Raw genomic sequence first — 20,785 nt, 5'->3', positions numbered from 1 at the left:
ATGATAAGGTCTCGTTCGCAACCAGGAGCCGCTAGCCATGTCCCACCGTGCTCATCTTTTTTCGCTCAGATTCGCCCACGCTGTCCGTGAGGCCTGTATTGACGAGCGCTACACCGGTGGCCGTTTCCTGAAAGATGCGATGGCCGGCATCACGGTCGGTATCATCGCCATTCCCCTGGCCATGGCGCTGGCGATTGCCAGTGGCGTTGCGCCCCAGTACGGGCTGTACACGGCCTTTATTGCCGGCTTTGTGATCGCCCTGTTCGGCGGCAGCCGGTTCAGTATCTCCGGCCCGACCGCGGCCTTTGTGGTTATTCTCTACCCGATTGCACAGAGCTATGGCCTGGGTGGCTTGTTGTTGGCCACCCTGATGTCCGGGGTGTTGCTGGTGATTATGGCGCTGATGCGTCTCGGGCGCTTTATCGAGTATATACCCGAGTCCGTCACTTTGGGCTTTACCGCGGGTATTGCCGTGGTGATTGCCACCCTGCAGGTGAAGGACTTTTTCGGTTTGCCAGTCGAGACCATGCCGGAGCATTACTGGGACAAACTGGCGGTGCTGGGCCAGCAATTACCGGCGCTGGATGCCATGAGCACCCTGGTGGCGCTGGCTACGCTGGCGGTCATGCTGCTCTGGCCCCGCCTGAAAACCCCGGTGCCGCCGCACCTGCCGGCGGTGGTGGTGGGTAGCCTGCTGGCGTTGTGGATGAACAGCCAGGGGGCTGCCGTTGAAACCATCGGCTCCCGTTTCAGTTACCTGCTGCCGGATGGCAGCACCGGTGCCGGTATTCCGCCGTTCCTGCCGGAATTCGCCTGGCCCTGGCAGCAGGCGGGGGCAGCCGGTGAGCCGATAGGGCTGAGCTGGGAACTGTTCCGGGAGCTGATCCCGGCGGCCTTTGCCATTGCTATGCTGGGCGCCATCGAATCCCTGCTGTGCGCAGTGGTGCTTGATGGCATGACCGGCAAGCGCCACAGCGCTAACAGCGAATTAATGGGGCAGGGCATCGGTAACATTCTGGTGCCGTTCTTTGGTGGCATTACCGCCACTGCCGCCATTGCCCGCTCCGCTGCCAACTACCGGGCCGGCGCAGAATCGCCGGTGTCTGCGATGATCCATGCCGTGGTGGTGTTGCTGGCGCTGGTGTCGCTGGCCGGCATCCTGGCCTACCTGCCCATGCCCGCCATGGCCGCGTTGCTGGTGATGGTGGCCTGGAACATGAGTGAAGCACCGAAGGCGGTTCACCTTCTGAAAACCGCGCCCCGCAGCGATATCCTGGTGTTCCTGACCTGCTTCGGCCTGACCGTGGCGCTGGATATGGTAATTGCTATCACCACCGGCGTGTTGCTGGCGGCGGTGCTGTTCATGCGGGAGATGGCGCAGATGACCAAGGTGACCGATATTACCGGTAACAAGCGCATCGTACAGGCGGAGCTGCCCGAGGGCTGGCAGGTATTCAAGATCAACGGCCCGCTGTTCTTTGCGGCGGCAGACCGGGTGTTTGGCGAGCTGGCAGGCCTGTCCCGGCAGGCCAGGGGCCTGGTGCTGTATATGGACGGTGTCACCATACTGGATGCGGGCGGTTTGTCGGCCCTGAACAAGCTGATTTCCAGCTGCCGGAATACCGGCACGGAAATAGTGATTGCGGACTTGCAGTTCCAGCCTTTGCGCACGCTGGCAAGGGCTGGCGTAAAGCCGGAGCCCGGTATCAGCCGCTTTTATCCCACCCTGGAAGCGGCCCTGAATGGCGTTGTTTCTGGCGAAGCCTGAAAACTGCGATAAACTGCCCCGCATAGTTGATGCAAGGGGCAGACATGCTTCCGTTCCGGATTGTTGATCGAATCAAGTTTGTTGTTGAGCGCCAGCTGGTCAAAGGTGCCGGCTTCCAGTTACTGGTGGTGGGCGGTTTTATCGGCCTGATTTCGCTGATTGGCGGCCTGCTGGTGGTGTTGCCGCCGGCCGGTGAGTTCAAGGATGCCGGCTCCGCTATCTGGTGGGCCTTCCTTCGCCTGACCGACCCCGGCTACCTGGGGGACGATGTCGGCACCTGGCAGCGCATTGTGTCTACCCTGCTGACCATCTCCGGCTATGTGGTGTTTATGGGCACCCTGGTGGCCATCCTCACCCGCTGGCTGATTGCCAAGATGGAAGACCTGGAACGGGGCCTGACCCCGGTTACCCTGAAAAACCATGTGGTGGTTCTGGGCTGGACAGCCCAGACCCCGCCGCTGGTGGCCGAGTTGTTTGGTTCATCCGGCCGGATGCAGCGCTTTCTGGAAAAGCACGATACCCAGAAACTGCGGCTGGTTGTACTGGCGGAAGAAGCCAGTGGCGAACAGGTGCACGAGCTGATCAACGAGCCGGGCGTGGGCCGCCGGGCCCGGGAAGTGATCCTGCGAAGCGGCTCGGCTATTCAGCCCGAAGCCCTGCACCGGGTCGCCTGCCTGGACGCTGCGGCAGTGATTGTGCCCAGCCAGGGCCATGATGCCGGCAGCCTGGTGACCTCCGATATCGAAACCGTCAAAGCCCTGTTGTCTATCGCCGCCCAGGCCCGCCATTTCAGTTCTCCGTTGCCGTTTGTGGTGGCAGAAATCCAGGACATGCGAAAGCTCCCGGTGGTCGAGCGGGCCTATCCCGGCTCGGTCGAGGTGGTGGCCGGTGATGCCACCATTAGCCGCCTGATGGTGCAGAACGTGCTGCACCCGAACCTGTCCGAGGTTTACAACGAATTGCTGACCGCCGGTGAAGGCAACGAGATCTTTGTGCGGGGTGGCGAAACCGCCGAGGGCCTGACCCTGAGCGAGCTGGCAACGCAGCGGCCCCATGCCGTCGTGCTGGGCTTGTTGCAGCCGGCAGCCAAAGGCTGGCAGGTTAACCTGCTGGCGCCGTCAGACACGGTGATCCGTAACGAAGACCGGGTAGTGCTGATGGCCAGCGACTATGAACACACGGGGCCGGATGCCAAGGTGGACCCCCTGGCTGCAGTGGAACGCATCAGCGGCTCTGTGCAGCCGAGCCGCCAGCAGGGGCCTCACCGGGTGCTGGTTCTCGGCTGGAACCGGCGGGTGCCGAGCCTGGCGGCGGAGTTTGGCAGCTACGCGGGGCGACAGTTCCAGCTGGACATGGTATCGGCAACCCCGCTGGAAGAGCGTCAGCGTGAGATGTCCCGCTATGGCGTGGACCTTGAACGGATCAATGGCCGCCTGCTGGAAGCCGATTACATGGTGGAAGAAGACCTGCGCAAGCTGGCGCCGGCCAGTTACGACACCGTGATGTTGCTGAGCAGCGACCGGATAGGCTCCGGGGAAGAGGCCGATGCCCGTGCCATGGTGGGTTACCTGCAGCTGGAAGATATTCTGTCGGAATCCACCCGCCGGCCCCAGGTTATTATGGAGCTGAGTGATCCGGACAACCGCCACCTGTTGTATGGCCATCAAAGTGAAATGCTGATCAGCCCGATGATTCTGAGCCACGTCCTGGCCCAGGTGGCTTTACGAAGGGAATTGCGGGTGGTGCTCGACGAGCTGTTCACGGCCGGCGGCGCCGAGATCCAGTTCCGTGATCCCCACGACTACCCGCTGCCGGCCAGCGCGACCTTCCAGTTACTGGAGAAAACAGTCGCGGCCCGGGGCGAGATTGCGCTGGGTGTATTCAGGGCCCGGGCCGATGAGCGGGGGCGCCACCTGGTCATGAATCCGCCCCGTAAACAGTACCTGGACCTGCAGGAGGGAGACCAGTTGCTGGTGATGTGCCAGACCTGAGGCCGGCCCGGTTCAGTCGATGGTATCGAGCAGGGCATCCATGATGTCGTCCATCACTACAAAGCCGCACATTTCGTTGTCTTTCAGTACCAGCAGTCGCTTGACCCGGTAATCGGACATCAGGGTAGCGGCATGCTTGAGGGCAAGGTTTTCGCCCACGCTGATCACCGGCTTGGCGCAGACATCGTAGACATTCAGCAGATCGATATCGCCATCCTCTGCAATCACCGATTTGAGCACGTTGGTATAGGTGATCAGCCCCCAGGCATCGTGTTCGCTCTGGCGCTCGACCACCAGGGATTTCACGTTGTGGCGCTTCATCAGCGTCAGTGCCTCCCGCAGGGTTGCGAAGGGCGAGATCTTGATGATGTCGGTGACCATCACATCTTTGACCAGTTTCATGAGCGCTCTCCGATCAGATTGAGTCTTTCAGGTGTTGTTCGAATTTTTCCACCTGGGCCATGTCGATGCCACCCAGGTGCTCCAGCGGAACGGTAAAGATCAGGCCCTGGGAGTCTGCCGGGTCCGGCATGATCACCTTCTGCAGGGCTTTGAGAATCTCCAGCGACAGGCCTTTTTCCAGCACCATCAGGAGCACGCTCTGGCTGCCGTCGTAGGTCAGGCCGAAGAACGTCTTCTTGGCGGTGTTGCTGATGCCGCGGCCGGTCATGACGGTAATGCCGCCGGCGCCGAGTTCGCGGGCTGCATCGATGCAGTCCTGTTCCAGGTCTTCAGGGACAATTGCTACCAGTGCAGAGAACTTCATTGGGTTTCCTTCCTGCGTTCAGAACGGTATTGGGACACGATGGCATAGGTCATCACAGTAACGATCGGGAAGATCGAGGCAAAGGCAATCAGGCCAAAACCGTCGATCAGGACATTACGGCCTTCTATGCTGCTGGCCAGTCCAATCCCCAGGGCCGTTACCAGCGGTACCGTGACTTCCGAGGTGGTCACGCCGCCAAGGTCATAGGCCAGTGCCACGATGTATCGGGGGGCGAGCAGGGTGAGCAGAATCACCAGAATATAGCCGCCCATAATGTAATAGTGAATGGAATCTCCGGTGATGATCCGGTGCACACCAATGGTGATGCCAACGGCCACCCCCACAGCTACCAACAGGCGAATGGCATTGCCGTTGAGGGCACCCGCGGCGGCTTCTTCCGCCTGCTTGCCGATGGCGATCAGTGCCGGTTCTGCCATGGTTGTGGCAAACCCGATCATCAGGGCGAAAAGGTACACGGGCGCATAGCTGTCCATGGCCATCAGTTGCTCGGCCATGCTGGTGCCGATGGGGAACAGGCCCAGTTTCAGGCCGACAACAAAGGCATACAGGCCGAGGATCACCAGCGCAAAGCCGAAGGCAATCTTCTTCGGATTGCTCAGCTTCCGGCGTAACACCAGGTACTGGAAGAACAGAACGGTGATGATGATCGGCAGCACATCCCTCAACATGCCGGCCAGGTCGAGCAGGGCCGCAATTATGCCGGACTTCGCCGGGGCTTGCGCAACCTGCGCTGTGATGGCCTCCATGGCTGCGGCCCCGGTGCCGCCGGAGTAAACCACCATGCCGTACACCTGCACGGTGATCATGGGCACCATGACGGACAGTGCCACCAGGCCAAAGCCGTCAATCAACGGGTTCCGGCCCCGGATCGAGGCCGCCAGGCCGATGCCGAGAGCGGCGATCAGGGGCACCGTCACCACATTGGTTGTCACCCCGCCGGAGTCATAGGCCAGTCCGACAATTTCCTCCGGCGCAAACCAGGTAACAATCACCACGATGACGTAGCCGGTGATCATGAACCAGTGCAGCGGGTAGCCGAAAATGGTGCGGAAAACCCCCAGGGCAACGACGAACCCCACAGAGACAGCCACCAGTATCCTCAGGGTGAGGCCGTCAATGCGCCCCTCACTGATGGTCTGGGCCTGCTCTGCCACTGCAATCAGCGCGGGCTCGGCAATAACCGCGGAGAATCCCATGGCAAAGCCGAACGACAGCAGTATGGCCAGGGAGCCCTTGCGGGCGAACTGGTTCGACAGGCTTTTGCCCACCGGGAAAATGCTCAGCTCCAGTCCCTGTAAGAACAATGCCACGCCCACGGCAACAATTAACAGGCCGATGGCCATGCTGCCGAGGTCATCCGGCACCTGCTGCAGAATAGCCAGCTGGAAGAAACCGACCACCACGACGATGGGTAACAGATTTTTCAGGGCGTGTAACAACGAATGCAAAAAGGACCGGATATAAAACACGGAGAGCCCTTGTAGGTGCCAGGTGGACGCTGTGGCTGATCCAGGTCAGTCCGGTTAATCCTAGCATGGGATATGCTGGGGGTAATCAAAGAGTTCAGCCCGCGTGCAGGGGGTATTTTTCAGGCATTTAGACCTGCTGATGGGTATTCACAGAAAAAATGCCGAAAATACACCATATAAATTTCAATTATAAATTCGAAAGCACTAAAGTTACGCCCAACGTCATCACCTGCCGGGTTTGTCAGACAGGTGGTTGGCCTCGGAAGCTGCTGGCCGCAGCGTTCCGAACCTTTTGAACATAAACGTAGAAAGGATAGAGATCATGCCCTACGCACAAGACGTCGACCAAATCGCTTCCATCCTGAAGCAGAACCCGACCTGGAACGCCATCAACCCGAAGCACGCTGCCCGCATGCGCGCCCAGAACAAATTCAAGACTGGTCTGGACATCGCCAAGTACACCGCCAAGATCATGCGTGAAGACATGGCTGCGTACGATGCTGACTCTTCCCAGTACACCCAGTCCCTGGGTTGCTGGCACGGTTTCATCGGCCAGCAGAAGATGATCTCCATCAAGAAGCACTTTGGTACCACCAAGCGTCGTTACCTGTACCTGTCTGGCTGGATGGTTGCTGCCCTGCGCTCCGAGTTCGGCCCGCTGCCTGACCAGTCCATGCACGAGAAGACTGCTGTTTCCGGCCTGATCGAAGAGCTGTACACCTTCCTGCGCCAGGCTGACGCATGGGAACTGAACCACCTGTTCCGCGCCCTGGACGAAGCTGAAGAAGCTGGCGACAGCGCCAAGGCTGCTGAGCTGATCAAGCAGATCGACAACCACGAAACCCACGTTGTGCCGATCATTGCCGACATCGACGCTGGTTTCGGTAACGCCGAAGCGACCTACCTGCTGGCCAAGCAGATGATCGAAGCCGGTGCTTGCTGCATCCAGATCGAGAACCAGGTATCTGACGAGAAGCAGTGTGGCCACCAGGACGGTAAAGTAACTGTTCCGCACGCCGACTTCCTGTCCAAGATCAACGCGGTTCGCCTGGCGTTCCTGGAGCTGGGTGTAGACGACGGTGTTATCGTTGCCCGTACTGACTCCCTGGGTGCTGGCCTGACCAAGCAGATCGCTGTAACCAACGAGCCGGGTGACCTGGGCGACCAGTACAACAGCTTCCTGGACGGTGAGTACATCGACGACGCTTCCCAGATCGAGAACGGCGACGTTGTGATCAAGTCCAACGGCAAGCTGCTGAAGCCGAAGCGCCTGGCCTCTGGCCTGTTCCAGTTCAAAGCTGGCTCTGGCGAAGACCGTGTTGTTCTGGACTGTATCACCAGCCTGCAGAACGGCGCAGACATGCTGTGGATCGAAACCGAGAAGCCGCACGTTGGCCAGATCGCTGCCATGGTTAACCGCATCAAGGAAGTGGTACCCGACGCCAAGCTGGTTTACAACAACAGCCCGTCCTTCAACTGGACTCTGAACTTCCGTCAGCAGGTATTCGACGCATGGAAGGAAGAAGGCAAAGACGTATCTGCCTACGACCGTGCCAAGCTGATGAGCGCCGAGTACGACAACACCGAGCTGGGTCAGCTGGCTGACGAGTGGTGCCGTAACTTCCAGCGTGATGCGTCCCGTGAAGCAGGTGTATTCCACCACCTGATCACTCTGCCGACGTACCACACTGCGGCTCTGTCTACCGACAACCTGGCCAAGGGCTACTTCGGTGACGAAGGCATGCTGGCCTACGTTGCTGGTGTACAGCGTCAGGAAATCCGTCAGGGCATCGCTACTGTGAAGCACCAGGACATGGCCGGTTCCAACATCGGTGATGACCACAAAGAGTTCTTCGCTGGTGAAGCGGCTCTGAAGGCCGGTGGTAAAGACAACACCATGAACCAGTTCGGTTAATCGACCGGTCCATGATGTTCCGGTGAGGGCGCAGCCCTCACCGACCACAGAAAACCCCGCATGGCTTGCGCCCTGCGGGGTTTTTGTTTTTTGACACCGGCGTTTCGGGCTATGTGACTGATTTCTGGTGCCAAGAGACTTTCTGCAGTGGTACAGAGGCGACAGGCTGTTTCAGCACTGCAACAGGTTGGAGGTCGGCTGGAAATCCGGGGATTGTACTGAGTGTCGAAAGTGGCTTTTTATTCAGTATGTTATGGGACTTGACCTGGAGTTGGCACGGTAATCGCTCTTACCGTTGTACGGATCTGGACCTTGGCTTACCCGACTACCTGAGGGACTGGGGCGGATCCCGTTAAGCCAATCCCATCAAAAGGACATGACATCATGAAAACTAAAAAAACTCTGCTGGCAGCTGCTATCGCTCTGGGCCTGGGCCTTTCCGCAGGCGCTTACGCCGACCTCGGTGGTAATGGTAGCCCGAACGTGAATGCTGATGAGGGATCCGGAAACACCAATTCCGGTAACGACAACTCAACCACCAATACAACCACAACCACTGACAACACCGATAATTCAGACAACAGCAGCAGTCTGAATGATGCCTTCAAGATTTCCGACGCGGGTAACAACATGTCGGACAACTCGGATAACTCCGATAACAGCGACAACAGCGACAACAGCTCCAGTGTTGCTGACTCGTTCAAGATTGCCGATACCGGCAACAACATGTCGGATAATTCCGATAACAGCGATAACTCCGATAATTCGGATAACTCGGATAACTCCGACAACAGTTCCAGTGTCTCAGATTCGTTCAAGATCGCGGACACCGGCAACAACATGTCAGACAACTCCGATAATTCTGACAACTCTGATAACTCAGACAACTCGGATAACTCCGATAACTCCGATAACTCCGACAACAGCACCAGCGTGAACGACTCGTTCAAGGTTGCTGACAGCGGCAACTCGGACAATTCGGATAATTCCGATAACTCAGACAATTCGGATAACTCTGATAACTCAGACAACTCCGATAGTTCCGACAACAGCACCAGCGTGAATGATTCGTTCAAGATCGCCAGTGACAGTTCGGACAACTCCACCACCAACACTGACTCCAACAACAGCGACAGCAGTGACAACTCTGACAACAGCACCACTACGCTGAACCTGTCGATGGAAGTGTTCATGAACGACGCCGAGCTGAGTGGTTCGGTCACCGGCAGCAACGTCACCTATGGCGATGCCAATGGTGGTGGCTCCTACGTTGACACCCGGACCTCCAACGAGATCTCCGGTGGATCTGCCAACTTCACCGGTGTGGGCGCCATTGCCCAGAACGCCGGCGTTGGCAGTGTGACCCAGGCCAACGTGAGCGTAATGTCCAACCTGAGCGCAGGTGGCACAAACTGAGGCAAAGCAGGGCTGCCTTTTCCGGGCAGCCCTGGCTTGTCGGGAGATGTGTCATGGCCAGAATCATGAACAGAATGCTGATAACTGTGCTGGCGGGATTGCCGGCCCTGGCCGTCGCCCAGGACTGGGCAGGCTTCGAGCCCATGGACGCCGGGCAACTGGAAGAGGCCAGTGGCCGACAGGGCATTCCCGTCCAGTGGCAACTGAATGACACCGAGCAGAATGCCATGGTCAGCGACAACGTATTGTCGGGAAATATTCTGACCGGTGATAACCGGATTTCTGACCAGGCGTTCCAGAACATGAGCGGTGTGGCCACGGTTATCCAGAACACCGGTAACCAGGTGGTGATCCAGGACAGCACCCAGATCAACATTCTTCTTAACCAGTAATCCGGAGGTGGGCTATGGCGATTCAGGCAAAGGTGCTGGCTGGTGCCTTGGGCTGTGCGCTCTGGTCCACCGTTTTTGCCGGTACGATTCTGGTACCCGGAACCGGTGGTGATATTCCCGTATCGGTCAGCAGTTTTCAGGACCGGCGTTTCACTGACGTGATGCGGCAACAATATGATTTCAGTTGTGGCTCGGCGGCATTGGCATCTTTACTGTCGTTCCACTACGACCGCCCGGTTACCGAGCAGGAAGTATTTGCCAATATGCTGGCCCTGGCGGACCAGGACAAGGTGCGCCGAGAGGGCTTCTCGATGCTGGATATGAAGCGTTACCTGGAGGCTGAGGGTTATCAGGCGGATGGTTTCAGAATGCCGCTGGCGGGTATCCGCGACCAGGTGCGGGTTCCGGTGATTGCGTTGGTAACCCTCGGTGGCTACCGGCATTTCGTGGTGATCAAGGGCATCAGTGATACAGAGGTGTTGGTGGGCGATCCGGCCCGGGGCCTGAAAGCCTACAGCGTGGCGGAGTTCGAACAACACTGGGATGGTTCGGCGTTTGTAATCCGCAGCCACCTGGACCAGGGACGTGCAGGCTTCCTGGCAAAAAATGACTGGCCGGGGCTGGCCCGGGCGCCGTTGTTCAAAGGGCTGGGAAGCCCGGCTTTGGGCCACACCCTGCCGTACTGGCCCAGTACACAGGATTGGTGAGGCTATGAAACGCAAAGCGTGCTTTCTGGTTGCCTTCTTGATGCTTGCCGGCACAGCAGGGGCGGAGCTGAAGCTGCCCGTACAAGCCCTGCCGGATGCCGAACTGGCGATGCTGCGTGGCGGTTTCGTGCTGGATGGCTTGGAGATTGCCATCGGCCTGGAACAGCTGGTGGCTGTGAACGGTGAAACCCTGGTGGTGAACCGGCTGAACATCCCGGACCTGAACCAGGCCATGAACAGCGACCGGTTGACGCAACAGGTACAACAGATGGAAACCGTTATGAATGTTCAGGCCGCCGGTGCTGCCGGGATGTCGCTGACTTCTGCCCCGGTGGGTAATGGCGGATGGATGACGGTGCTGCAGAACAGCCTGGACAGCACCACCATCCAGCACATCCGCACCCTCAATATCGAGCTGAACAACCTGGGCGGGGCTTACCGGTTCCCGAGGGATTCCGGCTTGCCCCTGTTGCCCTGAGTCTGCCTTACAGGTTGATCGGCAGTTTCAGGGTGATTTCACTGTTCGGCGCGCTGTCTGTTACCCCCACCGCGACGGTCAGGCTCAGGGTTGTGGAGTCTGATACCCGGTGGGACAGTCCGAAGGCCAGTGAGCCCACCTGGATGCGGTCAAAGTTGGCGGCAAACAGGTCGTTGCCGAACTCCAGGGTGGTCTTGCGGATCACTGAGTGGTCATAGCCCAGGCTGAACGAGGTGCGTTCGTTGAACGCGAAGCCCATGCCGAAACCGAAGCGCACCACATCGCCGGGGTCGACCGTGCCGCCGTTCTCGAAGCCCTGGTCTTCCTCGATGGTCCACACGTAGCTCAGATTGCCGAACAGCACGGCAGGGTCTGACGGGTAGATGAAGGATATTCCGGGTTCTACGGACCAGAAGCCGGAGCCGGTTGGGCGCTCAGCCAGTTCGAAACCAATCGGGTTGCCTTTGTTGTCGGTGAGGACTTTCTGCTCGACATCATAAGGGCCGTCCCCGGTCGGGGCCTTGGCCCGGAAGGTGCCGATCAGGTAGGGCCAGCCATCCAGGCCATCGTTCAGCTGGTAACGCAGGGAAAGCTCGACATCTCCAAGTCCGTCACCGGAGGATTCCCGGACAAAATCGACCGGAGTCCCGTCGAAAACCTCCCGCTCCCGCAAGTCTTCGTTGATGCTCAGGTATGGCACCCGAAAACCGGCCTCAAACCGGCTGGTAAAACCGTACTTCAGGGAGACTGCACCCACGAAGATATCCCGCTGCACTTCCGAGATGTTGATCAGCCCGATCAACAAGGCAGGAATCACGGTATAGCCCTCAATGGCGACCCGGGTCGCGTTGCTGTGGGCGTGGGAGAATGACGGCTCAATGGTAAACCGCCCCGGCCGGGTAACAATGCCCCGGTCTGCGGTGATTGAAGCGATATCCGTGGCTGCATCCTGGGCCCGGGCTTCTGCCTCTGCTTTAGCTGTTGAGTCAGCGGGTTGCTGCGGGCTGGTTCTGCTGATGCCACCAGAGGTGAATTCCGGCGTTGGTGGTTCTGCGTGAGCCAGGGGTATCAGCGCAACGGCGAGTGCCAGGGTGGACAGTTTTGTGTTCATGATCCTTCTCCGTTACCCCGGTCAGGGTTTTGGTGGGAGCTGTGGTTGGACAGATGCTGAAGTTGGTGTTTCTCCAGCAACCGGTACAGGGACACCCGTGAAATCTTCAGCAGCCGGGCGGCCGCCGAGATGTTCTGGTGCGTCAGGGAAAGACTGGTGCTGATGGCTTCCTGGTCGGCCTTGGCGCGGTAGGCCTCCAGCGAGAGCCGGTCGGGGTGGCTGGCCAGCGGTGCGCCCAGCAGGCCCAGGTCTTCGGGCTCCAAACGCAGGCTCCTTGCCAGCAACATCGCCTGGCTAAGGCGGTTCTGAAGTTCTCGCAGGTTTCCAGGCCAGCTGTGCCGCGCCATGGCAATCAGCGTGGCATTGCCGATCCGGTAGCTTTTCCCGCCTCCGGTTTCCAGTATTCGGTCCACCAGGTAGGGCAGGTCTTCCAGCCGTTGCCGTAAAGGCGGCAGGGTGACGGTCAGGTTGCCCAGCCGGTAGAACACGTCTTCCCGGAACTGGTGTTGCCGGACCAGTTGGTCAAGCGGCGTATTGCAGATGGCAATAACCCGTGTATCAACGGTAATAACCCGGTTAGAACCTACGGGTTCAATCTGGCCTTCCTGGAGAAAACGGAGAATGGCGGACTGTTGTTCGGGGGTCAGTTCGTCGGCACCGGCCAGCACCAGGGTGCCGCCATCGGCGGCTTCAATCCGGCCTTTACGGGCCTTTAGCGCGTGGGTGAAAGCGCCACGCTCATGGCCGAACAGTTCGCTCTGGGTCAGCGACGGCGGGAGTGCCGCGCAGTTAACCTTGACCAGCGGCTGGTGCTGGCGATCCGAATGCCGGTGAACAAATTCCGCTGCGGCTTCTTTGCCGGTTCCGCTTTCACCGTAGATCAGCACCGGCTCACCGGTGGCGGCAAACCGGCGCAGCAGGCTCCGGGTGCGGCGGATGGTTTCAGACGGGCCTTCCAGCACAACGTCCTGGTAGCCGAGGTGTCCTGCGCTGTTGTCGGCCTGGTTCAGCCTGCTCATACCCCACATATGGCCCAGGCTGTTGTTCAGGCGCGGCCAGTCGGCGGGCAGGGTGTGGTAGTCCTGGCAATAATCCCGGATCAGCCGCTGTATTTCGGGCTGCTCCTTCTGGGAGGGCTGAACCAGCGCCAGCCAGCAGCGCACCGGCAACAGCTCCAGCCAGTGCCGCACACCCTCTGCCTGTTCCGGTGACAGCCCGGCCAGGTTACATACGCCGACAGGCTTGCCAACCCACCCGGGGTGCAGGGCAACCGGTGGGCTGGCGGCGTTCACAAAGGTGACCTGCCAGTGTTTTTCGACAGGCAGGCCGGTTGTATCCTGACGGGAATCCGCTGACAGCCAGACAAGCGGTCGCTTCTGTTCCATGGTCTTTGCTCCGGCAAAGTGGCTGAACAATCGACGGCTTTTATGATCAGGGGATCTTTCGGGTACTGCTGCGGGAACTGCTATAGTCGTCCACGGCCCTGTGGCCTGCCCGGGTTCAGGGCGGCTGAATCCTCGAGCAGGTTACAAGCAGGTTTCGAACCAATTCTGGAACCTTCCCGTGTTTCAGAGGCTTGCCGGTATGGCCCCTTAACCTGCCCGTCCGGTTTGTAAATATTGTCGACACGGACATCGAAGTGGAGCAGTGATTTGATGTTGTCTGACCAATGGATTGTGTTTCTGGTGCTCGGCATCACCCTCGGGCTGTTTGTCTGGAACCGGCTGCGCTTTGATGTGGTGTCCATGCTGGCCTTGCTGGCAGTAGCTATGGCCGGGCTGGTGCCGTCTGACCAGTTGTTCGCAGGCTTCGGCCACCCGGCGGTGATTACCGTGGCGGCGGTGCTGGTTATCAGTCAGGGGCTGGTCAACGGCGGGGTGGTCGATGCCGTGGCACGGCTGCTCGGCAAGGTAGGCCGTAACGCCGTGTTGCAGGTGATTACCCTGACGTTGGTGGTGGCCCTGTGCTCTGCGTTTATTAACAACGTAGGGGCCCTTGCGCTCTTGATGCCGGTGGCTATCTGGATGTCCCGTAAATCCGGCCGGTCGCCCTCCTTGCTGCTTATGCCCCTGGCGTTCGGCTCACTGCTGGGTGGCACCATCACCCTGATCGGTACACCGCCGAACATCATCATTGCCAGCTACCGGGAGGCAGGTTCGTTCGGCCTGGTGGATTTCGCCCCGGTGGGCCTGGCCATCACTGTGGCCGGTATCCTGTTTATCGGGCTGATAGGCTGGCGCCTGACGCCGAAGCGGGACGATCCTGCTGCCGGCGACAAGCTGTTCAGTGTGGGGGACTACGTGACCGAACTGCGGGTGCCTGAGGGTTCCGACTATGCCGGTAGTACCTTGCACAACCTGCTGACAGCCGGAGAGGGCGACAAGAGTGTGGTGGTGCTGGCCCTGATCCGGGGTGACAAAACCTCTCCGGCACCGTCCACCTACAGCGTGTTGCGGGAAGGGGATCTGCTGCTGGTTGAGGCGGATACGGAAAGCCTGCAGGAGTTTGTGGATTTCACCGGGCTCGCCCTCGCCAATGTCGTCGGGGAAGAGGAAAGCGACGATTCGGACGAACAGGCCGGTGAAGACCCTGGCAAGGCGAGACCTGCCGGCGAGTCCGCGGAAACGCAGATTGCTACCGGTGACGTTCGCCTGACCGAGGCCATTATCACGCCTTCGTCGCAGCTGGTGGGCCGCACCACTAACCGGCTGAACCTGCGGGAGCGGTATGGTTTGAACGTGGTGGCGGTTGCCCGGCAGGGCCATCGCCTGAAAAAGCGCCTGGCCGATATCCGTTTTCGTTCCGGCGACATCCTGCTGGTTCAGGGCTACCAAGACACCCTGATGGGCACCCTGCAGCAGCTGGGTTGCCTGCCACTGGCGGAAAGGGAGTTGAGTCTGGGGCGGCAGAGCAATCTCTGGCTGGCTGGCGGGCTGTTCCTGGCAGCGATTGCCGTCATCCTGTCCGGCTGGCTGACACCACCGGTGGCCCTGGTGGCCTGTGCCGTGGCCATGGTGCTTACCCGCTTGCTGGACACCTCAGAAGCCTACCGGGCCATCGACTGGTCGGTGATTGTGTTGCTGGCGGCAATGATCCCGGTGGGGCAGGCCCTGGAAAGCACCGGAGGTGCCGCGCTCATTGCCGGCCAGATCCTGGATGTGGCCGCCGGGCAGGCACCCTGGGTGGCACTCACGATTATCCTGGTGGGTTCCATGCTGCTGTCTAACGTGGTTAACAATGCGGCGGCAGCGGTGTTGGTGGCGCCCATTGCCCTCGGTATCTCGGCCCAGCTTGGTTTGTCGCCGGATGCTGCCCTGATGGCGGTTGCGGTGGGTACTTCCTGTGCCTTCCTGACGCCTATCGGGCATCAGTCCAATGCCCTGGTCATGGAGCCGGGTGGTTACCGTTTCGGGGATTACTGGCGGCTGGGTTTGCCACTCTCTGCGGTGGTGACGGCCACCGCAGTGCCGATGATTCTGTGGGTGTGGAACTGATCAGTCCTGTAACAGGCCTTTGAAGAAGGTATCCACCAGCGCCGGAGCGATTTCGGCCAGGCGCCAGCGCTCCGGTGTTGCCAGCCAGTCAAAGAACAGGCCCAGCATCTGGGTGTGGAGCAGGTAGGCCGCCTGCTCCGGGGTGAGGCCCGGGCGCAGTTGTTTGCGGATTTCCGGGATACTGAAAATGCTGCTGACAAAGGCCAGGCCTTCATCCGCCAGTTCCCGGTGCTTGTTCAGGGCCTGGTCGGACTCATTCCGGTGGAACAGAATGTAATACACCCGGAAGTACCGGGCATCTTCCGCCAGTTTGCGCAGGGCCACGACACACAGTTCTTTCAGGTTCTCCAGGCTGTGCCCGCCCCGGCTGGCATCGTCTATCATTTCACCCAGTGGTGCCCGTACCCGCTCCAGCATGGCATGAAGGATGTCCTGCTTGTTACGGAAGTGCCAGTAAACGGCGCCCCGGGTAACGCCGGCTGCCCGGGCGATTTCTTCCAGTGAGGCGCGGGCTACGCCCTTGTCCATGAACACCTGCTCGGCGCAGTCCATGATGGCTTCCCGGGTGGCTTCCGCTTCTGCTTTTGTTTTTCGTGCCATGGTTCTCGTGTGGTGGTCTGTGTGTTTGGCAAAGGAGTATAAACGAGAACAGTTTACATACATACACGAATGAATGTATGTTATCGCGCTCTTAATTTTTCCGATCCGGTGTTCAGGAGAACGCACATGCCCTTCGAAAGCTCTCATCGACCGTTGGCCCGTAACGGGCTGATCCTTGCAGGTTTGTCTGCCCTGTTAGTGCTGGCGGGCTGCAGTAACGACGATCAGCCGGCACAGCAGGGTGGGGGCGGCATGCCACCGGCAGCCGTGGTGGTGGAAACCGCTGAACTGACAGACGCCAGTGTGCGCCAGGACTACGCTGGCCGTGCCCGTGGTGCCCGGGAAGTGGAAGTGCGCGCCCGGATCAGCGGTATTCTGGAGCAGCGCCTGTACGACGAAGGGCAGATGGTGAGTGAGGGCGATGCCCTGTTCCGGATTGATCGAAAGCCGGCCGAGGCGGCGCTTCAGCGTGCCCGAGCCCAGCGCCAGGTAGCGGAAGCCAACCTGCGCCAGGCCGAGCGGGAGTGGAACCGGATTTCCTCGCTTTACGAGCGTAATGCGGTTAGTGAGCGCGACCGTGACTCGGCGCAGTCTGCCCTGGAACTGGCCCAGGCCAATATGGCCGTGGCGAATGCCGGCATGACCCAGGCCGAGCTGGACGTGGGCTATACTGAGGTGACTGCACCGATCAGCGGGGTTACCAGCCTGGAAGACTTCCCGGAAGGCAGCCTGATTGATACAGGCACCCTGCTGACCACCATCGTGCAGCTGGACCCGATTCATGTGCGCTTCGCGCTGCCGGAAAACGACGCCACCATCCGCCGGGTTGCCCGTGAAGGCATGGCCAGTGCCGGTGAAGAGCAGAACGTGAACGCCCGGCTGGTGCTGTCGGACGGCAGCGAATACCCGCTGGATGGCCGTATCGACTTCACCGCCTCGACCCTCGACCCGCGCACCGGTTCGGTGTCGGCCCGGGCCGTGTTCCCGAACCCGGAACAGATGGTTGTGCCTGGCCAGTTTGTCCGGGTAAGGGTGGAGTTGCAGTCGTTTGACGACATCATCACCGTGCCGGAAAAAGCGGTTGCCCAGGGCCCGCAAGGCCCGGTGGTGTATGTAGTGGACGACGAAGGCAAGGCCCGCGCAAAGGCGGTTGAGCTTGGCCCGGTTTCCCAGGGCCGGCAGATTTTGCTTGAAGGGCTGGAAGCCGGTGACCGCTTTATTGTCAGTGGCCTGACCAACCTCCGCGACGGCGCACAGGTGAATGTGACCAATGCCGAAGACGGGGAGGGTACTGACTGATGCTACGCACCTTCATAGACCGCCCGATTTTCGCGACGGTCGTCTCCATTATTATTACCCTGGGTGGTGCCCTGGCACTGCTTGGCCTGCCGGTGGAACAGTACCCCAACGTGGTGCCACCCCAGGTGGTGGTCGACGGCCGCTTCCCCGGCGCCAGTGCCGATGTTATCGCCGATTCCGTGGTGGCCCCACTGGAGCAGGAGATCAACGGCGTGGACGACATGATCTACCTGGAATCCAGCGCCACCGACTCCGGAAGCTTCCGGGTAACCGTGTCGTTTGAAATCGGCACCGACCCGGACCAGGCCACCATCAACGTCAACAACCGGGTGCAGCAGGCATTGGCACGGCTGCCCCAGTCGGTGCGGGACCAGGGCCTGAAGGTGGAAGCCCGTTCCACCTCCATCCTGCAGGTGATTACCCTGTCCTCTCCGGACAACTCCATGGATGTGGTGGAAATCTCCAACTATGCCCTGCTCAACGTGCTGGACGAGCTGGTGCGCCTGCCGGGTATTGGTGATGCCTCGTTGTTTGGTGCCCAGGACTATTCCATGCGGATCTGGCTGCGGCCCGACAAGCTAGCCCAGTACGAACTGACCCCCGGTGATGTGGCCAACTCCCTGCGCGGCCAGAACGCCCAGTTTGCCGCCGGCCGTATCGGTGCCGAACCGGCCCCGGAAGGCCAGGCCTTCACCTTCAGTGTGTCTGCGCCCGGCCGGCTGGCCAGCCCGGAAGAATTCGGCGAAGTGATCCTGCGCAGTGACGAGCAGGGTGCCTCCCTGCGCCTGAAGGATGTTGCCCGCATTGAGCTGGGAGCCCAGAACTACGACTTTGCGGCGGTCTACAACGGTGGCGCTACCGTACCCATGGGGGTTTACCTGCAGCCCGGTGCCAACGCCCTGGATGCCGCCGAGGCGGTCGACGAAGCGATGAAGGAAATTGCTGACCGTTTCCCGGCGGGGCTGGAATACAACGTTCCCTACGACACCACCCGCTTTATCGACATTTCCATCCAGGAGGTGATCAATACCTTCATTGTGGCGGTGTTGCTGGTGGTGCTGGTGACCTTCCTGTTCCTGCAGCATATCAACGCGACCCTGATCCCGCTGATTGCCATTCCGGTCTCGCTTGTCGGCACCTTTGCGGGCATGCAGGCGCTGGGCTTCTCGGTCAACCTGCTGACCCTGTTCGGGTTGATACTGGCCATCGGGGTGGTGGTGGATAACGCCATCATCATCATGGAAAACGCCGAGCGCCTGATGAAGGAAGAGGGCATGTCGGCCTACAACGCCGCCGTGGCTACCATCGGCCAGGTTTCCGGGGCGGTAGTGTCGTCAACCCTGGTGCTGGTGGCGGTATTCGCGCCGGTGGCCTTCCTGGGTGGCCTGAGTGGCGAGCTGTACCGGCAGTTTGCGATAACGATTGCGGTGTCGGTGGTGATCTCGGGTATCGTGGCGCTGACCCTGACTCCGGCCATGTGTGCCCTGTTGCTGGGCCATGAGGGCAAGCAGCTGACGGTGTTCCGCTGGTTTGATGCCGGCTTCGACAAGCTCACCGCCGGCTTCTCTGCCGTGGTGGACTGGCTGTTAAGGCACGCGGTTGTCGGCGTACTGCTGTTTGCCGCCATGCTGGGCGGTACGGTCTTCCTGATGAAGGCGATGCCCTCCGGGCTGGTGCCCCAGGAAGACCAGGGCTTTGTGCTGACCGCCTATTCATTGCCTCCCACGTCCTCCCTGAGCCGGACCGAGCAGACCCGGGACGAGCTGGTGCAGAAGATGATAGCCATGCCGGAAGTGAAAGACGTGGTCGCCTTCGCCGGTTTTGACATCATCTCCAGCGCCCTGCGCACCAACAGCGGTGTGGCGTTTGTGACCCTGGAAGACTGGGCGGAACGGGAAGGCGAAGGCCAGGCGGCGGCTGACATTGCCAAGAAGGTGATGGGCATCGGCTTCGGCATGCCGGAAGCCTTCGTGATTGCCTTTACCCCGCCACCCATTCAGGGCTTGTCTACCACCGGTGGTGTGGAAGGTTACATCCAGGCCCGTGGCGGCCGCACCCCCGCTGAAATCAAGGCCATGGCCGACGGCTTCACCCAGGCCGCCAATGCCCGGCCGGAGCTGACCAACGTGCGGGTCACCCTGGACACGGGTATTCCGAAGTACCGAGCCAACGTCGACCGGGAAAAAGCCCAGGCCGCCGGCGTGCCCATCGACCAGATCTTCACCACCATGCAGAGCACCTTCGGTGGCCTGTACGTGAACGACTTCACCCTGCAGGGCCGCAACTGGCAGGTTAACCTGCAGTCCGAAGGTGAGTTCCGGAGCCACCCGGATGATCTGCGCAAGGTGTTCGTGCGCTCCAACTATGGCGAGATGATTCCGCTGAGTTCGCTGGTGGAGCTGGAACGCACCAGTGGCCCGGATATCCTCAACCGGTTTAACGTGTACCCGGCGGCCAAGTTGCTGGCAGACCCGACCCCGGGCCACACCACCGGTGAAGCCCTGACGGCATTGCAGGAAGTGGCGGCGGAGCAATTTGACCGCAACACGCTGCTGGGCTGGACCGGCGAGGCCTACCAGCTGCAGGATTCTGCCGATTCCGGCACCCTGGCCTTCGGCATGGGCCTGTTGCTGGTGTTCCTGATCCTGGCGGCCCAGTACGAGCGCTGGGGCCTGCCGGTGGCGGTGGCCACCGCTGTTCCCTTTGGTGTGTTCGGGGCGGCCCTGGCGTCGTTGTGGCGTGGCTTCCCGAACGACATCTACTTCCAGGTGGGCCTGCTGGTGCTGATTGGCCTGGCGGCCAAGAACGCGATCCTGATCGTGGAGTTCGCAGCCCAGAACCGCAAAGCCGGCATGAGCTCGTTTGAGGCAGCCAGCGCGGCAGCCCGTCAGCGCTTCCGGGCGATCATGATGACGGCACTGACGTTCATTGTGGGCTCTCTGCCGCTGGCGTTCAGCTCCGGTGCGGGTGCGGTTTCCCGCCAGGAAATCGGCACCGTGGTGGTCGGCGGTATGCTGGCGGCCAGTACCCTGGCGCTGTTCTTCGTGCCCTTGTTCTACAAGCTTATCGAAGATCTGGCCGATTGGCGGCGTAAGCGCAAAGCTGCCTGATCGCCGCGATAGCCTGCTGATTGCCGCCTGTGAGTGAGCTGAATCGGTGCTGGCTGTCGTAGTTATAATCTGAAAACCGCCGTCGGTGACTACCGGCGGCGGTTTTTTGTTTGGTACTCTCGTTTATTCATGGCGTATGAAGAGCGAGTTCGGAGAGGCTTTCCAAAAATTTGTGGAGCCAGGGATGGCGGAACAGAAGCGACACATGGATGTGCCGCCAGGAGCGGTTTTTGGAAAGCCTCTCCGAA

General features: G+C 60.2%; 16 protein-coding genes. 10 read left to right on the top strand and 6 right to left on the bottom strand.

Annotation, left to right across the window (positions count from 1 at the left end):
• Positions 1–37: 37 nt before the first annotated feature.
• Together dauA and AQ621_RS13655 are read left to right on the top strand one after the other, a co-directional pair.
• A complete protein-coding gene (dauA, locus tag AQ621_RS13660) occupies positions 38–1,768 on the top strand; it encodes a C4-dicarboxylic acid transporter DauA (RefSeq protein ID WP_058341896.1) in 1,731 nt (576 codons plus the stop codon).
• 44 nt (positions 1,769–1,812) lie between these two features.
• The gene (locus AQ621_RS13655) at positions 1,813–3,759 is read left to right on the top strand and encodes a CASTOR/POLLUX-related putative ion channel (RefSeq protein ID WP_058341895.1); all 1,947 of its coding nucleotides are present in this window, start codon (positions 1,813–1,815) and stop codon (positions 3,757–3,759) included.
• A gap of 12 nt (positions 3,760–3,771) precedes the next feature.
• On the opposite strand, the gene AQ621_RS13650 is transcribed toward AQ621_RS13655, so the two are convergent.
• The 3 genes from AQ621_RS13650 to AQ621_RS13640 are packed head-to-tail and all read right to left on the bottom strand — an operon-like array spanning position 3,772 to position 5,994.
• Complete coding sequence (locus tag AQ621_RS13650; protein WP_058341894.1) at positions 3,772–4,161, bottom strand: CBS domain-containing protein; 390 nt, start codon at positions 4,159–4,161, stop codon at positions 3,772–3,774.
• Between the two features lie 13 nt (positions 4,162–4,174).
• Positions 4,175–4,525 (bottom strand): P-II family nitrogen regulator, encoded by a 351-nt coding sequence (locus tag AQ621_RS13645; protein WP_022988389.1) that lies wholly within the window; start codon positions 4,523–4,525, stop codon positions 4,175–4,177.
• Positions 4,522–5,994 (bottom strand): DUF1538 domain-containing protein, encoded by a 1,473-nt coding sequence (locus AQ621_RS13640; RefSeq protein WP_227508340.1) that lies wholly within the window; start codon positions 5,992–5,994, stop codon positions 4,522–4,524. Before AQ621_RS13640 ends, AQ621_RS13645 begins: the two co-directional genes overlap by 4 nt.
• 343 nt (positions 5,995–6,337) lie before the next feature.
• Between AQ621_RS13640 and AQ621_RS13635 the strand changes: the two genes are divergently transcribed.
• From AQ621_RS13635 to AQ621_RS13615, 5 genes are all read left to right on the top strand, one after another.
• On the top strand, positions 6,338–7,930 hold the full coding sequence (locus AQ621_RS13635) for an isocitrate lyase (protein WP_022988387.1): 1,593 nt from the start codon (positions 6,338–6,340) through the stop codon (positions 7,928–7,930).
• A gap of 384 nt (positions 7,931–8,314) precedes the next feature.
• Positions 8,315–9,346: a hypothetical protein gene (locus AQ621_RS13630; protein ID WP_058341892.1), complete on the top strand. Its 1,032-nt coding sequence runs from the start codon at positions 8,315–8,317 to the stop codon at positions 9,344–9,346.
• 53 nt (positions 9,347–9,399) lie between these two features.
• A complete protein-coding gene (locus AQ621_RS13625; RefSeq protein ID WP_036219135.1) occupies positions 9,400–9,738 on the top strand; it encodes a hypothetical protein in 339 nt (112 codons plus the stop codon).
• A 14-nt stretch (positions 9,739–9,752) separates the two neighbouring features.
• Entirely contained in the window at positions 9,753–10,445 is a 693-nt protein-coding gene (locus tag AQ621_RS13620) for a C39 family peptidase (protein WP_058341891.1), read from the top strand.
• Positions 10,446–10,449: 4 nt separating this feature from the next.
• Entirely contained in the window at positions 10,450–10,923 is a 474-nt protein-coding gene (locus AQ621_RS13615; protein WP_058341890.1) for a hypothetical protein, read from the top strand.
• A gap of 7 nt (positions 10,924–10,930) precedes the next feature.
• Here the strand turns inward: AQ621_RS13615 and AQ621_RS13610 are convergent, their stop codons facing one another.
• Positions 10,931–12,034: a transporter gene (locus AQ621_RS13610; protein ID WP_058341889.1), complete on the bottom strand. Its 1,104-nt coding sequence runs from the start codon at positions 12,032–12,034 to the stop codon at positions 10,931–10,933.
• Complete coding sequence (locus tag AQ621_RS13605; protein WP_058341888.1) at positions 12,031–13,419, bottom strand: sigma-54-dependent transcriptional regulator; 1,389 nt, start codon at positions 13,417–13,419, stop codon at positions 12,031–12,033. Before AQ621_RS13605 ends, AQ621_RS13610 begins: the two co-directional genes overlap by 4 nt.
• Before the next feature lie 270 nt (positions 13,420–13,689).
• On the opposite strand from AQ621_RS13605, the gene AQ621_RS13600 reads away from it, so the two are divergent.
• Positions 13,690–15,528 carry an SLC13 family permease gene (locus AQ621_RS13600; RefSeq protein WP_058341887.1) on the top strand — a complete coding sequence of 613 codons (1,839 nt, stop codon included), beginning with the start codon at positions 13,690–13,692 and terminating at the stop codon, positions 15,526–15,528.
• On the opposite strand, the gene AQ621_RS13595 is transcribed toward AQ621_RS13600, so the two are convergent.
• The gene (locus tag AQ621_RS13595; protein ID WP_058341886.1) at positions 15,529–16,128 is read right to left on the bottom strand and encodes a TetR family transcriptional regulator; all 600 of its coding nucleotides are present in this window, start codon (positions 16,126–16,128) and stop codon (positions 15,529–15,531) included. It lies immediately after the preceding gene.
• A gap of 126 nt (positions 16,129–16,254) precedes the next feature.
• Here AQ621_RS13595 and AQ621_RS13590 point away from each other — a divergent pair, with 126 nt between their 5' ends.
• Together AQ621_RS13590 and AQ621_RS13585 are read left to right on the top strand one after the other, a co-directional pair.
• On the top strand, positions 16,255–17,427 hold the full coding sequence (locus AQ621_RS13590; RefSeq protein WP_058341885.1) for an efflux RND transporter periplasmic adaptor subunit: 1,173 nt from the start codon (positions 16,255–16,257) through the stop codon (positions 17,425–17,427).
• Complete coding sequence (locus AQ621_RS13585; protein ID WP_058341884.1) at positions 17,427–20,537, top strand: efflux RND transporter permease subunit; 3,111 nt, start codon at positions 17,427–17,429, stop codon at positions 20,535–20,537. Before AQ621_RS13590 ends, AQ621_RS13585 begins: the two co-directional genes overlap by 1 nt.
• Positions 20,538–20,785: the final 248 nt, after the last annotated feature.

The organism is Marinobacter sp. P4B1 (genome assembly GCF_001447135.1).
GTDB classification, from domain to species: domain Bacteria; phylum Pseudomonadota; class Gammaproteobacteria; order Pseudomonadales; family Oleiphilaceae; genus Marinobacter; species Marinobacter vinifirmus.
The sequence above is the reverse complement of the archived record's forward strand: the minus strand, read 5'-3'. Positions and strand labels throughout refer to the sequence as shown.

Coding starts and splice junctions, on each gene's coding strand:
- dauA (WP_058341896.1), top strand. CDS start 38: ATGTCCCACCGTGCTCATCTTTTTTCGCTCAGATTCGCCCACGCTGTC.
- AQ621_RS13655 (WP_058341895.1), top strand. CDS start 1,813: ATGCTTCCGTTCCGGATTGTTGATCGAATCAAGTTTGTTGTTGAGCGC.
- AQ621_RS13650 (WP_058341894.1), bottom strand. CDS start 4,161: ATGAAACTGGTCAAAGATGTGATGGTCACCGACATCATCAAGATCTCG.
- AQ621_RS13645 (WP_022988389.1), bottom strand. CDS start 4,525: ATGAAGTTCTCTGCACTGGTAGCAATTGTCCCTGAAGACCTGGAACAG.
- AQ621_RS13635 (WP_022988387.1), top strand. CDS start 6,338: ATGCCCTACGCACAAGACGTCGACCAAATCGCTTCCATCCTGAAGCAG.
- AQ621_RS13630 (WP_058341892.1), top strand. CDS start 8,315: ATGAAAACTAAAAAAACTCTGCTGGCAGCTGCTATCGCTCTGGGCCTG.
- AQ621_RS13625 (WP_036219135.1), top strand. CDS start 9,400: ATGGCCAGAATCATGAACAGAATGCTGATAACTGTGCTGGCGGGATTG.
- AQ621_RS13620 (WP_058341891.1), top strand. CDS start 9,753: ATGGCGATTCAGGCAAAGGTGCTGGCTGGTGCCTTGGGCTGTGCGCTC.
- AQ621_RS13615 (WP_058341890.1), top strand. CDS start 10,450: ATGAAACGCAAAGCGTGCTTTCTGGTTGCCTTCTTGATGCTTGCCGGC.
- AQ621_RS13610 (WP_058341889.1), bottom strand. CDS start 12,034: ATGAACACAAAACTGTCCACCCTGGCACTCGCCGTTGCGCTGATACCC.
- AQ621_RS13605 (WP_058341888.1), bottom strand. CDS start 13,419: ATGGAACAGAAGCGACCGCTTGTCTGGCTGTCAGCGGATTCCCGTCAG.
- AQ621_RS13600 (WP_058341887.1), top strand. CDS start 13,690: ATGTTGTCTGACCAATGGATTGTGTTTCTGGTGCTCGGCATCACCCTC.
- AQ621_RS13595 (WP_058341886.1), bottom strand. CDS start 16,128: ATGGCACGAAAAACAAAAGCAGAAGCGGAAGCCACCCGGGAAGCCATC.
- AQ621_RS13590 (WP_058341885.1), top strand. CDS start 16,255: ATGCCCTTCGAAAGCTCTCATCGACCGTTGGCCCGTAACGGGCTGATC.
- AQ621_RS13585 (WP_058341884.1), top strand. CDS start 17,427: ATGCTACGCACCTTCATAGACCGCCCGATTTTCGCGACGGTCGTCTCC.